Raw genomic sequence first — 12071 nt, forward strand, 5'->3', positions numbered from 1 at the left:
CAGTTTACCCTCGTAGTGTAGCCGCAAAATCAAGCATGCGGTTCAACGGAATCAGCGCCCCCTGGCGGAGAGACTCATCGACGTGAATTTCATGCGCCACACCGCCGTTTTCAAGGCTCTCCGCAATAGCTTTCAGGCCGTTCATCGCCATCCATGGGCAGTGCGCGCAGGTGCGGCAGGTCGCGCCTTCCCCGGCGGTCGGTGCTTCAAACAACTCTTTATCTGGTACCGCCTGCTGCATTTTGTAGAAGATACCTCGGTCGGTCGCCACGATAAGCTGCTGGTTCGGCAGCGTTTTGGCTGCGTTGATCAGTTGGCTGGTCGACCCAACGGCGTCGGCCATGTCGACAATCGCCTGCGGCGATTCCGGGTGAACCAGTACCGCAGCCTGCGGATACAGCGCTTTCATACGGCTCAGCGCCTGGGTTTTAAACTCATCGTGAACAATACAGGCCCCCTGCCAGCACAACACGTCGGCACCGGTCTGTTTTTGCACGTAGCGACCAAGGTGACGGTCCGGAGCCCAGATAATTTTCTCGCCCAGGCTATCGAGGTGTTCAATGAGTTCAACGGCAATACTTGAAGTAACGACCCAGTCAGCGCGCGCTTTTACCGCAGCGGAGGTATTGGCATAGACCACCACGGTGCGATCCGGATGTGCATCACAGAAGGCGTTGAACTCTTCAATCGGGCAGCCAAGATCCAGCGAACACTCTGCGTTGAGCGTTGGCATCAGGATGGTTTTTTCCGGGCTGAGGATTTTGGCCGTCTCTCCCATAAACCGCACGCCAGCAACCAGCAGCGTGGAAGCAGCATGCTTTGCACCAAAGCGCGCCATCTCCAGCGAATCGGAAATGCAGCCGCCGGTTTCTTCCGCCAGTTGCTGGATCTCTGGATCGGTATAGTAGTGCGCCACCATCACCGCGTTGCGCGCTTTGAGCAAGTGCTTAATTTTTTCACGATAAAATTGTTTTTCATCGCTGCTCAACGCCGTTGGTTTTGGCGGAAACGGGTAAATCGCTGCTTCAGGATCGAACATCACGCTCATTATGCTTCTCGTTTTACTGGCTTAACGAAATACGTGGTTTAAGATGTGGATTCACCATTACCACGGAAATATGTTTTATATGCTAAACAAGATAGCCGATTGCGGTGGAAAAGTCGTGGTGAATTTTGGGTCACTCTTCGGGAAATTTCGCTGTAGGCTGGATAGGCGAAGTGCCATCCGGCGGCCAGCGACAGATTACCGGATGGCGGCGTAAACGCCTTATCCGGCCTACCGCTCGCCTGCACCTTAACTTACCCGTAAACGCTGGATAGCAAAAAGGCGCCTTTAGGGCGCCTTTTTACACTGGTGGGTCGTGCAGGATGACTCGCTTCGCTCGCCCTTCGGGCCGTCGCCGCAAGCGCCTCCGTTGTCTCACTGCGTTCGGCCCGAACCTGCTGCAGGTTCGAATCGTCAGATTTTGTGCATAGCAAAAAGGCGCCTTTAGGGCGCCTTTTTACACTGGTGGGTCGTGCAGGATGACTCGCTTCGCTCGCCCTTCGGGCCGTCGCCGCAAGCGGCTCCGTTGTCTCACTACGTTCGGCCCGAACCTGCTGCAGGTTCGAATCGTCAGATTTTGTGCATAGCAAAAAGGCGCCTTTAGGGCGCCTTTTTACACTGGTGGGTCGTGCAGGATTCGAACCTGCGACCAATTGATTAAAAGTCAACTGCTCTACCAACTGAGCTAACGACCCCTTATGGGGAACAACTTAATCATTTCAGGATGGTGGGTCGTGCAGGATTCGAACCTGCGACCAATTGATTAAAAGTCAACTGCTCTACCAACTGAGCTAACGACCCATACGGGTGCAGCCTGAAAGATTTTTACTCGGACCATCTAAAGATGGTGGGTCGTGCAGGATGACTCGGCTTCGCCTCGCCCTTCGGGTCGTTACTGAAGCAACGTTATCCTTCACGCTTAACATCTGAGTTTGATGTTAAATTGGTGGGTCGTGCAGGATTCGAACCTGCGACCAATTGATTAAAAGTCAACTGCTCTACCAACTGAGCTAACGACCCGAGTGGTGGGTGATGACGGGATCGAACCGCCGACCCCCTCCTTGTAAGGGAGGTGCTCTCCCAGCTGAGCTAATCACCCGAAACTGCGCTGGATACTACTGACTACTTCCACCAGACCCATCATAGAAATGGTGGGTCGTGCAGGATTCGAACCTGCGACCAATTGATTAAAAGTCAACTGCTCTACCAACTGAGCTAACGACCCGGTGGTGGGTGATGACGGGATCGAACCGCCGACCCCCTCCTTGTAAGGGAGGTGCTCTCCCAGCTGAGCTAATCACCCGATACTACGCTGGATACTGCTTACTAACTAAGTTAGTGGTGGGTCGTGCAGGATGACTCGGCTTCGCCTCGCCCTACGGGCCGTTGCTTACGCAACGTTATCCTTCACGTTTTACAATCGCGTTCCACCTTAGCGATTGGTGGGTCGTGCAGGATTCGAACCTGCGACCAATTGATTAAAAGTCAACTGCTCTACCAACTGAGCTAACGACCCACTTTTTTTGTCGCTTTCAGGATGTTTGATATCCCTTGGCAACGGCGGCATATATTACTGAATTCAGAATTCAGCGCAACAAGTATTTCGACAAAGATCGTTTAAGTGCTTATGTTTCATGCGGCAAGACCAGAAATAAAACGATTTCTGGTCTTACTTCACGCATCACAGCCCGCTAAGACGTTTTTGCGCCTGCTTGGCACCGTCGGTACCTGGGTATTTGCTGACAACCTGCTGGTAAACCGCTTTTGCTTTCGCGGTATCCCCTTTGTCCTGCATGATGACCCCAACCTTAAACATTGCGTCTGCCGCCTTTGGCGACTTCGGATAGTTTTTCACCACCGACGCAAAGTAGTACGCCGCATCATCTTTTTTACCCTTATTGTAATTCAACTGCCCCAGCCAGTAGTTGGCATTGGGCTGATAGGTTGAATCAGGGTACTTTTTGACGAAATTCTGAAACGCCGCAATCGCATCGTCCTGGCGGGAACTGTCCTTCACCAGCGCGATCGCCGCATTGTAATCGGTATTCGCATCGCCCGTTTGCGCCGGAACGCCAGCAGAGGCGGTCCCTCCGCTCGCTGGCGCAGCCGTAGCCGCCGCTGCGTTACTTTGATCGCCAGAAGTCTGCGGCGCCGCTGATGCACCGCCACCGCTGTTCAGGCTATCAATTTGCAGCATGATCTGCTTTTGACGATCCATCACCTGATTCAACTGGTACTGACTTTCCTGGATCTGTCCACGGAGGGCATCAATATCAGACTGGTTATCAGAGAGTTGTTGCTGGAGTTGGGTCAAAAGTTGACTGTGAGCATTAGAAATACGCTCGAGTTGGGTGACGCGGTCTTCGACCGAGCCTGAGCCGACACTACTGATTGGCGCCTGAGCAAAAGCGGCCCAGGGGGCCGCTATGCCAACCAGTAACGACAGACTCAATAAATGATGTCTGAAGTTACTGCTCATGCAATTCTCTTAGTAAACCAGTACGGCACGACGGTTTTTGGCGTAAGCCGCTTCGTCATGACCCAGTACTGCAGGTTTTTCTTTACCGTAAGAAACGATGGAGATCTGGTCAGCAGAAACGCCTTTACCCTGCAGGTACATTTTAACAGCGTTAGCACGACGTTCGCCCAGGGAGATGTTGTATTCCGGAGTACCACGTTCGTCCGCATGACCTTCTACGGTGACTTTGTAAGACGGGTTGCTACGCAGGAAGTTTGCGTGCGCATCCAGCATTGCAGCGAAGTCAGAACGGATATCGTACTTGTCCAGATCGAAGTAAACGATGTTGTTCTGCTGCAGCTGTTGCATCTGAAGACGCGCTTGCTCTTCAGAAGACATGTTGCCGTTACCGTTCGCATCCATACCAGTGCCGGCGCCGTTCAGCATGCCTTCGCTGCCGTCATTGCTGGCGTTCTTGTTGGAAGAACATGCCGCGATTGCCATAACAGGCAGAGCAATCAACAGCCCCTTCAGCACTTTGTTCAGTTGCATTTCAATGATTCCTTTACTAATCAATTAATTATTATCACAGATACGGCGACCAGGCAGGGAATTTGACCTGTCCATCAGTTGCCGGAAGACGCGCTTTGAAACGCCCATCTGTAGAAACCAAATTCAGCACGGATCCCATCCCCTGAGAAGAGCTGTAGATTACCATAGTGCCGTTAGGTGCCAGACTTGGCGTTTCGTCCAGGAACGTTGACGACAGTACTTGTACGCCACCCGCTACCAGATCCTGCTTAGCAATGTGCTGCTGGCCGTTAGCCGAGCTGACCATTACCATAAACTTACCGTCGCTGCTGACATCAGCATCCTGGTTCTGCGAACCTTCCCAGGTAATACGCTGCGGAGCACCGCCGTTGACGTTAACTTTATACACCTGCGGACGACCGGCCTGGTCGGAAGTAAAGGCCAGGTTCTGGCTGTCCGGGAACCATGTCGGTTCCGTGTTGTTGCTGCGACCATCGGTTACCTGACGGATCTGACCGGAGCCGATATCCATCACGTACAGGTTCAGGCTGCCGGTTTTAGACAGCGCGAACGCCAGTTTGCTGCCGTCCGGAGAGAACGCCGGCGCACCGTTGTGACGCGGGAAGGAAGCCACTTGGCGAACCGCACCGTTTGCCAGCGTCTGGATAACCAGCGCCGAACGGCCGCTTTCGAAGGTGACGTAAGCCAGTTTCGAGCCGTCCGGAGACCACGCCGGAGACATCAGCGGCTGCGGAGAACGGTGAACGACAAACTGGTTGTAACCATCGTAGTCAGAAACGCGCAGTTCGTACGGGAACTGACCGCCGTTGGTCTGCACGACGTAGGCAATACGGGTACGGAATGCTCCCTTGATGCTGGTCAGCTTCTCGAACACTTCATCACTGGCAGTGTGGCCCGCGTAGCGCAGCCACTGCTTGTTCACTTTGTAAGTGTTTTGCGCCAGTACGGTACCCGGCGCACCGCCGGTATCGACTAACTGGTAAGAAACATTATAGCTGCCGTCGGCGTTCGGGCTTACCTGGCCCACAACCACAGCATCAATGCCCAGCGCAGACCAGGCTGCCGGCTGAACTTCCTGAGCGCTGCCCGGCTGCTGCGGCAGACGAGAACGATCTAACGGGTTGAATTTCCCGCTGTTACGTAGGTCAGCGCCCACGATGCCGCCGATATCTTCAGGCGCAGCACCCGGCCCGGCCCACTGGAACGGAACGACGCCAATCGGACGCGCCGAGTCCACCCCTTGGGTGATCTCGATACGTACTTCTGCGTGCAGCACCGCTGCCCACAGCATCAGAAAACCAAATGCTACTCGTAATGCCTGCTTCATCATTTCTCCCTTATCCAGGCGGAAAGCCCACGATAATTTAGCAGAATGTTAACAAACTAAAATACACAAAACTACCAAAACCCTGCGACGATTCCGCCTTTATTTTTCACGTACTGCGACGAAAAATAATGCTTAAGGCTTAAAGTCCAGCGGCGCATTTTTAAAGGTCTGCCAGACCGCTTGTGACGGCGGTTTCGGGAATTTGGTCATGCGGTTGGTCGCCGCCAGCATTTGCTGACAGAACGCCTCATCGCCACCTTCCTGTTTCACGCTCAGCACGGTACCATCTTCAGCCAGGTTCACGCGTAACGTACAGGTCTTCCCTTTATAGGTATCCCAGTCGTACAGGTGACCTTTAATCGCGGCCTGAACCTGCGCAATATAGGACGCAATTTCAGCCTGCGACGCCCCACCCTGCCCCGGCTTGTTACCTTTAGCAGGAGAAGAGCCACCGGCGCTACCGCTGGTGTTGCCTTTCGGCGCATTCTTACCAGAACTCAGATCGCCCAGCAGATCATCAACCCCCGAAGCGGCAGCCGCTTTTTCAGCGGCGGCTTTTTTCGCGGCAGCAGCTTTCTCGCCAGCCGCTTTCTTGTCCGCAGCGGCTTTTTCCGCAGCAGCCTTCTTATCTGCAGCAGCTTTCGCGGCAGCAGCAGCTTTATCAGCAGCGGCTTTTTCCGCAGCTGCGGCCGCTTTCTCGGCGGCCGCTTTTTCAGCGGCAGCGGCTTTCTCAGCAGCGGCCTTTTCAGCGGCAGCCTTCTTCGCCGCTTCCGCAGCCGCTTTCTTCTCTGCATCTGCGGCAGCTTTCGCGGCGGCAGCTTCGGCAACCTTTTTCGCATCGGCGGCGGCTTTTGCCGCTTCAGCTTCCGCTTTTTTCCGCGCGTCAGCAGCGGCTTTCTTCGCCGCTTCAGCGGCGGCTTTTGCCTGAGCATCGGCCTTCGCCTTGGCATCGGCCGCGGCTTTCGCGGCAGCTTCTGCGGCTTCTTTAGCCTGTGCGTCGGCCTTCGCTTTGGCGTCGGCGGCGGCTTTCTTCGCCGCTTCCTCAGCCTGCTTCTGCTGTTCCTGCGCCTGCTTAGCCGCTTCCTGGGCTTCTAAACGCTCTTTTTCCAGCGCTTTTAAACGTTCCTGTTCCGCAGCCTGCTTTTCACGCAGCTCTTCGGCCTGCTGCTGAGCCTGTTTTTCACGCTGTTCTTGCGCACGTTTCGAACTGGCCTGCTGCTGCTGTTGGCGATTATAGTTGTCGACGACCGCACCCGGATCGACCATGACCGCGTCGATGGATGACCCACCGCCCCCGCCGGCCGCGGCGTCTAAATGCTCATCGAACGAACTCCAGATCAGCGCCGCAAACAGAATGACGTGCAGCACTGCTGAAATAATTATCGCTCGTTTAAGCTTATCGTTTTGTTCGGTTGCCTTTGACACTCTCGGTTCCCAAAAACTGTTCCCCCGTTACCCTACCGTACACGGTGCAGGCCGTTCCCGGCCTGCGGCAAATACGGTATGTCGGCGGTTAAATTGGCTGGGTCATCAACCCGACCGATTTCACCCCGGCGCTGTGTAACAGGTTAAGCGCTTTAATTATTTCATCGTAAGGCACGTCTTTCGCGCCCCCAATTAAGAAGACCGTCTTCGGATTCGCCTGCAAACGGCGCTGCGCTTCTGCGACCACCTGTTCAGGCGGCAGCTGCGGCATCTTTTCCGGGCCAACGTTCACGCTGTATTGCCCCACGCCGGACACTTCAACAATGACCGGGGGTTCATCATTACTGCTGACAGCCTGTGATTCGGTGGCATCAGGAAGATCCACTTCCACGCTCTGCGTAATGATCGGCGCTGTCGCCATAAAGATCAGCAGCAGCACCAACAACACATCCAGCAGCGGAACGATGTTAATTTCGGACTTCAGTTCGCGACGTCCGCGTCCACGTGCTCTGGCCATGGCTTACCCCTTGTTGCTCTCGCTGGCGGTGCTGGCGGTAAAAGCCTGACGGTGCAGAATCGCGGTGAACTCTTCCATAAAGTTGTCGTAGTTCAGCTCCAGTTTATTCACACGCTGGTTCAGACGGTTATACGCCATAACCGCAGGAATCGCGGCGAACAGACCGATAGCGGTAGCGATCAGCGCTTCGGCGATCCCCGGCGCAACCATCTGCAGCGTAGCCTGTTTTACCGCGCCCAGCGCGATAAAGGCGTGCATGATCCCCCATACGGTACCGAACAGACCGATATACGGACTGATGGACCCCACGGTGCCCAGGAACGGAATGTGCGTTTCCAGCGTTTCCAGCTCGCGGTTCATCGAAATACGCATCGCACGCGATGCCCCTTCCACGATGGCTTCCGGCGCATGGCTGTTGGCACGATGCAGACGCGCAAACTCTTTAAAGCCGCTGTAGAAGATCTGTTCCGATCCCGCGAGGTTTTCACGACGCCCCTGGCTCTCCTGATACAGACGAGACAGTTCGATGCCGGACCAGAATTTATCTTCAAACGCTTCGGCCTCACGGCTTGCCGCGTTAAGGATGCGCGTTCTCTGGATGATGATGGCCCAGGAGGCGATTGAAAAACCAATCAAAATCAACATGATAAGTTTAACCAGAAGGCTAGCCTTCAGGAACAAATCAAGGATGTTCATGTCAGTCACTGCTTAAACTCCGCGACAATAGACTTGGGAAGCGCACGAGGCTTCATGATGAGTGGATCAACACAGACAATCAGGACTTCTGCTTCGTTCAGAACCTTATTCTCAGCGTTGACTATTCGCTGCGTGAACACCATTGAGGTACCGCGCATTGATGTAATTTCTGTCTGGACTTCGAGCATATCGTCGAGTCGGGCAGCCGCAAAATACTCCAGCGTCATTTTACGCACGACAAAGGCCACGCGCTCAGCCAACAGTACCTGCTGGCTGAAGTGATGGTGACGCAGCATCTCTGTGCGCGCTCTTTCATAGAAAGCGACATAGCTGGCGTGATAAACCACACCACCGGCATCGGTATCTTCATAGTAGACACGAACCGGCCATCGAAACAGCGTTGTATTCACTTTACGTCCCAGTAATGCAAAAAAATTTTGGGTTTTTGAACTTCGCTACTATACGCGCGGGAATGATGCTTTGGAATGGGGGGAAGTAAACGGAGAGTAAATTTTTATGGGCTTAAGCAAGCCCATCGTTTTCAGATGAAAATTTTCAGCGGGAAAAGAAGAAAATCAGCCCGGCAAACAGCACCAGTTCGGCGATAAGCGGACAAAAAATCCCCTGCCAGTGAATCGACCGCAGGCGGAAGCCCACGCCGTGAATCACGCCCGCGCACACCGACCACATCAGCAGAAAACCGTGCCAGATTTCCAGTTCGCTGGTCTTCGCCGCAAAGCGCGACGGGTCCCAGAAGATGCAGCCTGCCAGCAGCAGGGCCATCACAAGGGAAAGCGCCCGCAGGGGGCGCTTGTCCATTATCGCATACAACATTGCGATAACATTTTTCATCAATGTTTTTCTTCACCCGCTTTGGACGCTTCAACGTGCTCAAGCGCCAGCGCGGTGATCACGCCGAATGCACAGGCAAGAAGCGTTCCCAAAATCCATGCGAAATACCACATATTCAGCTCCTTACTTAGTACAGAGAGTGGGTGTTACGTTCGATGTCTTCTTTGGTGATGCGACCGAACATTTTCCAGTAACACCAGGTGGTGTAGGCCAGAATAATCGGTACGAAGACAATCGCGACATAGGTCATCAGGTTCAGCGTCAGCTGGCTGGACGTTGCATCCCACATGGTCAGGCTCGCATTCATCATCGTGCTGGACGGCATAATGAACGGGAACATGGCGATACCAGCGGTCAGAATGATGCAGGCCAGCGTCAGTGAGGAGAACAGGAACGCCCACGCGCCTTTATCCGCTTTCGTGCACAGGATAGTCAGCAGCGGCAGCACCACGCCCAGAGCAGGAATCGCCCACAGCGCCGGCATGTTGTTGAAGTTCACCATCCACGCACCGGCTTCACGCGCCACTTCTTTGGTCAGCGGGTTGGACGGACCGGTGTGATCCAGAACGGATTTCACCACGTAGCCGTCGATACCGTAGTAGACCCAAACGCCTGCCAGTGCGAAGCAAACCAGCGTCACCAGCGCAGCCACCATCGAAACGGAGCGCGTGCGCAGGTGCAGCTCGCCCACGGTACGCATCTGCAGGTAGGTTGCCCCTTGGGTCAGGATCATCGCCACGCTCACCACGCCCGCCAGCAGGCCAAACGGATTCAGCAGCTGGAAGAAATTGCCGGCGTAGTAAAGACGCAGGTACTCATCGATATGGAACGGGACGCCCTGCAGCAGGTTACCAAACGCCACGCCGATCACCAGCGGCGGCACAAAGCTGCCCACGAAGATGCCCCAGTCCCACATGTTACGCCAGCGGCTATCTTCAATCTTCGAACGGTAGTCGAAACCCACCGGGCGGAAGAATAATGATGCCAGAACCAGAATCATCGCCACGTAGAAGCCAGAGAAGGCTGCCGCGTAGACCGTCGGCCAGGCAGCAAACAGCGCGCCGCCGGCGGTGATGAGCCATACCTGGTTACCGTCCCAGTGCGGGGCGATGGCGTTAATCATAATTCGACGCTCGGTGTCATTGCGACCGAGGAAGCGGGTGAGCATGCCCACCCCCATGTCGAAGCCGTCGGCGACCGCAAAACCGATCAGCAGAATGCCGATCAGCAGCCACCAGATAAAACGCAATACTTCATAATCGATCATTTGACGACTCCTGTCTTAGCGTGCCGGCTGAATAGTCGCGGAGGACTGTTCAAAGTGATAGCGACCGGTTTTCAGGCTGCTTGGTCCTTTGCGGGCAAATTTGAACATCAGGAACAGTTCAGCCACCAGGAACAGCGTGTACAGACCGCAGATCAGCACCATGGAGAAGATCAGGTCACCCGCCGTCAGCGACGAGTTGGCGACCGCCGTTGGCAGCACCTCACCGATAGCCCACGGTTGGCGGCCATACTCAGCGACAAACCAGCCCGCCTCAACGGCAATCCACGGCAGCGGCAGGCCATAGAACGCAGCGCGCAGCAGCCATTTTTTCTCACCGATACGGTTACGAATAACAGTCCAGAAGGAGGCGCCGATAATCAGCAGCATCAGCACACCGCACGCCACCATGATACGGAAGGCGAAGTACAGCGGCGCAACGCGCGGAATAGAGTCTTTGGTCGCTTTCTGGATCTGCTCTTCAGTCGCATCAGCCACGTTCGGCGTATAGCGTTTCAGCAGCAGGCCATAGCCCAGATCTTTCTTCACGTCATTGAACTGCGCACGTACCGCCGGATCGGTCGCGCCCGCGCGCAGCTGCTCCAGCAGAGAGTAGGCTTTCATACCGTTACGGATACGCTCTTCGTGCTGCACCATCAGATCTTTCAGGCCCGTCACCTGTTTATCAACGGAACGGGTGGCGATGATGCCCAGCGCGTAAGGAATTTGAATCGAGAAGCGGTTTTCCTGAGCATCCTGATCCGGAATACCAAACAGAGTAAAGGCGGCCGGCGCCGGCTGCGTTTCCCATTCGGCCTCAATAGCGGCCAGTTTGGTTTTCTGCACGTCACCCATTTCGTAACCGGATTCATCGCCCAGTACGATAACGGAAAGAATTGCCGCCATACCGAAGCTAGCGGCAATCGCAAAGGAGCGCTTGGCAAACGCGAAGTCGCGACCTTTGAGCATATACCAGGAGCTGATGGCCAGAATGAACATCGCGCCGGTCACGTAGCCGGAAGCGACGGTGTGAACGAATTTCACCTGCGCAACCGGGTTCAGGACCAGCTCAGAGAAGCTGACCATTTCCATACGCATGGTTTCAAAGTTGAAATCGGAAGCAATCGGGTTCTGCATCCAACCGTTCGCCACCAGAATCCACAGCGCGGAGAGGTTGGAGCCAAGCGCCACCAGCCAGGTGACCGCCATATGCTGGACTTTACCCAGACGATCCCAACCGAAGAAGAACAGACCTACAAAGGTAGATTCGAGGAAGAAGGCCATCAGACCCTCGATGGCCAGCGGCGCACCGAAGATATCGCCCACGTAGTGGGAGTAGTAGGACCAGTTAGTCCCGAACTGGAACTCCATGGTCAGACCGGTAGCCACACCCAGCGCAAAGTTGATACCAAACAACTTGCCCCAGAACTTGGTCATATCTTTATAAATCTGTTTGCCGGAAAGGACGTAGACCGTTTCCATGATTGCCAGCAGGAACGCCATACCCAGCGTCAGCGGAACAAACAGGAAGTGGTACATCGCGGTCAAGGCAAACTGTAAGCGCGACAGTTCGACTATATCTAACATCATGACTCCTTGCTCATCGCATGAAGACTCCGAGATTGAACCCGTTACCCGGGATTCAAACACATGCCCCAATACAAATTTATTTGTCCCCTTCCCTACAGCAGCCCCTTGTCGTCAACAGGAAACAGCAATAAGTGAAAGTTACAAACCTGTTAATAAAAAACTCAATTGATCCCTAAAATATATTACGCTGTAAAACCCTTACAATAAACAGGTTTTTATTGGAGAAGTTTTACGTTTTTCGACGGTGATCAATTTATAGCGAATCACACTGTTTTAGGCCAATTTGATCCACGACAATTTATCCGTTTTGACACCTTATATCCAGTGATTACATATTGATTTAAA

General features: G+C 54.3%; 12 protein-coding genes, 7 tRNA genes and 2 other RNA genes. All 21 read right to left on the reverse strand.

Annotated features, from left to right (window positions below; all coding sequences use genetic code 11):
* Positions 1-4 precede the first annotated feature (4 nt).
* The 21 genes from nadA to cydA all read right to left on the reverse strand — a co-directional run bounded on the left by nadA (position 5) and on the right by cydA (position 11723).
* Entirely contained in the window at positions 5-1048 is a 1044-nt protein-coding gene (gene nadA / locus H7R56_RS16750; RefSeq protein ID WP_106924631.1) for a quinolinate synthase NadA, read from the reverse strand.
* Between the two features lie 304 nt (positions 1049-1352).
* Positions 1353-1477, reverse strand: a non-coding RNA gene (locus tag H7R56_RS16755) — RtT sRNA.
* A 31-nt stretch (positions 1478-1508) separates the two neighbouring features.
* A non-coding RNA gene (locus tag H7R56_RS16760) (RtT sRNA) lies at positions 1509-1633 on the reverse strand.
* A 31-nt stretch (positions 1634-1664) separates the two neighbouring features.
* Positions 1665-1740, reverse strand: a tRNA-Lys gene (locus tag H7R56_RS16765).
* A gap of 30 nt (positions 1741-1770) precedes the next feature.
* Positions 1771-1846: transfer RNA gene (locus H7R56_RS16770), tRNA-Lys, on the reverse strand.
* Positions 1847-1989: 143 nt separating this feature from the next.
* A tRNA-Lys gene (locus tag H7R56_RS16775) sits at positions 1990-2065 on the reverse strand.
* 3 nt (positions 2066-2068) lie between these two features.
* Positions 2069-2144 (reverse strand) — tRNA-Val (locus H7R56_RS16780).
* 50 nt (positions 2145-2194) lie between these two features.
* Positions 2195-2270: transfer RNA gene (locus tag H7R56_RS16785), tRNA-Lys, on the reverse strand.
* A gap of 2 nt (positions 2271-2272) precedes the next feature.
* Positions 2273-2348 (reverse strand) — tRNA-Val (locus tag H7R56_RS16790).
* 137 nt (positions 2349-2485) lie between these two features.
* Positions 2486-2561, reverse strand: a tRNA-Lys gene (locus H7R56_RS16795).
* A gap of 165 nt (positions 2562-2726) precedes the next feature.
* Positions 2727-3524: a cell division protein CpoB gene (cpoB, locus tag H7R56_RS16800; protein ID WP_106924632.1), complete on the reverse strand. Its 798-nt coding sequence runs from the start codon at positions 3522-3524 to the stop codon at positions 2727-2729.
* Between the two features lie 9 nt (positions 3525-3533).
* Positions 3534-4055: a peptidoglycan-associated lipoprotein Pal gene (gene pal, locus H7R56_RS16805; RefSeq protein WP_106924633.1), complete on the reverse strand. Its 522-nt coding sequence runs from the start codon at positions 4053-4055 to the stop codon at positions 3534-3536.
* Between the two features lie 34 nt (positions 4056-4089).
* Positions 4090-5382 carry a Tol-Pal system beta propeller repeat protein TolB gene (gene tolB / locus H7R56_RS16810; RefSeq protein ID WP_106924634.1) on the reverse strand — a complete coding sequence of 431 codons (1293 nt, stop codon included), beginning with the start codon at positions 5380-5382 and terminating at the stop codon, positions 4090-4092.
* Positions 5383-5514: 132 nt separating this feature from the next.
* Positions 5515-6807 (reverse strand): cell envelope integrity protein TolA, encoded by a 1293-nt coding sequence (gene tolA, locus H7R56_RS16815; RefSeq protein ID WP_182928311.1) that lies wholly within the window; start codon positions 6805-6807, stop codon positions 5515-5517.
* An 88-nt stretch (positions 6808-6895) separates the two neighbouring features.
* The gene (tolR, locus tag H7R56_RS16820; protein WP_064548352.1) at positions 6896-7324 is read right to left on the reverse strand and encodes a colicin uptake protein TolR; all 429 of its coding nucleotides are present in this window, start codon (positions 7322-7324) and stop codon (positions 6896-6898) included.
* A gap of 3 nt (positions 7325-7327) precedes the next feature.
* Positions 7328-8029, reverse strand: coding sequence for a Tol-Pal system protein TolQ (tolQ, locus tag H7R56_RS16825; RefSeq protein WP_074398837.1), 702 nt, complete (start codon positions 8027-8029; stop codon positions 7328-7330).
* Positions 8026-8430: a tol-pal system-associated acyl-CoA thioesterase gene (ybgC, locus tag H7R56_RS16830; RefSeq protein ID WP_035892730.1), complete on the reverse strand. Its 405-nt coding sequence runs from the start codon at positions 8428-8430 to the stop codon at positions 8026-8028. The genes tolQ and ybgC overlap by 4 nt, the downstream gene beginning before the upstream one ends.
* 145 nt (positions 8431-8575) lie before the next feature.
* Complete coding sequence (gene ybgE, locus H7R56_RS16835; protein WP_106924636.1) at positions 8576-8872, reverse strand: cyd operon protein YbgE; 297 nt, start codon at positions 8870-8872, stop codon at positions 8576-8578.
* Positions 8872-8985 carry a cytochrome bd-I oxidase subunit CydX gene (gene cydX / locus H7R56_RS16840; RefSeq protein ID WP_006177208.1) on the reverse strand — a complete coding sequence of 38 codons (114 nt, stop codon included), beginning with the start codon at positions 8983-8985 and terminating at the stop codon, positions 8872-8874. Before cydX ends, ybgE begins: the two co-directional genes overlap by 1 nt.
* 14 nt (positions 8986-8999) lie before the next feature.
* Positions 9000-10139, reverse strand: a complete 1140-nt coding sequence (gene cydB / locus H7R56_RS16845) for a cytochrome d ubiquinol oxidase subunit II (protein ID WP_182928312.1) — start codon at positions 10137-10139, stop codon at positions 9000-9002.
* 15 nt (positions 10140-10154) lie between these two features.
* Positions 10155-11723 (reverse strand): cytochrome ubiquinol oxidase subunit I, encoded by a 1569-nt coding sequence (gene cydA / locus H7R56_RS16850; RefSeq protein WP_106924638.1) that lies wholly within the window; start codon positions 11721-11723, stop codon positions 10155-10157.
* Positions 11724-12071 lie beyond the last annotated feature (348 nt).

Source organism: Klebsiella sp. WP3-W18-ESBL-02, from assembly GCF_014168815.1.
In the GTDB taxonomy this organism is placed as follows: domain Bacteria; phylum Pseudomonadota; class Gammaproteobacteria; order Enterobacterales; family Enterobacteriaceae; genus Kluyvera; species Kluyvera ascorbata_B.

Bases quoted from the DNA above. Each gene is read 5' to 3' on its own strand.
- nadA (WP_106924631.1), bottom strand. From the start codon at position 1,048: ATGAGCGTGATGTTCGATCCTGAAGCAGCGATTTACCCGTTTCCGCCA.
- cpoB (WP_106924632.1), bottom strand. From the start codon at position 3,524: ATGAGCAGTAACTTCAGACATCATTTATTGAGTCTGTCGTTACTGGTT.
- pal (WP_106924633.1), bottom strand. From the start codon at position 4,055: ATGCAACTGAACAAAGTGCTGAAGGGGCTGTTGATTGCTCTGCCTGTT.
- tolB (WP_106924634.1), bottom strand. From the start codon at position 5,382: ATGAAGCAGGCATTACGAGTAGCATTTGGTTTTCTGATGCTGTGGGCA.
- tolR (WP_064548352.1), bottom strand. From the start codon at position 7,324: ATGGCCAGAGCACGTGGACGCGGACGTCGCGAACTGAAGTCCGAAATT.
- ybgE (WP_106924636.1), bottom strand. From the start codon at position 8,872: ATGAAAAATGTTATCGCAATGTTGTATGCGATAATGGACAAGCGCCCC.
- cydX (WP_006177208.1), bottom strand. From the start codon at position 8,985: ATGTGGTATTTCGCATGGATTTTGGGAACGCTTCTTGCCTGTGCATTC.
- cydB (WP_182928312.1), bottom strand. From the start codon at position 10,139: ATGATCGATTATGAAGTATTGCGTTTTATCTGGTGGCTGCTGATCGGC.
- cydA (WP_106924638.1), bottom strand. From the start codon at position 11,723: ATGTTAGATATAGTCGAACTGTCGCGCTTACAGTTTGCCTTGACCGCG.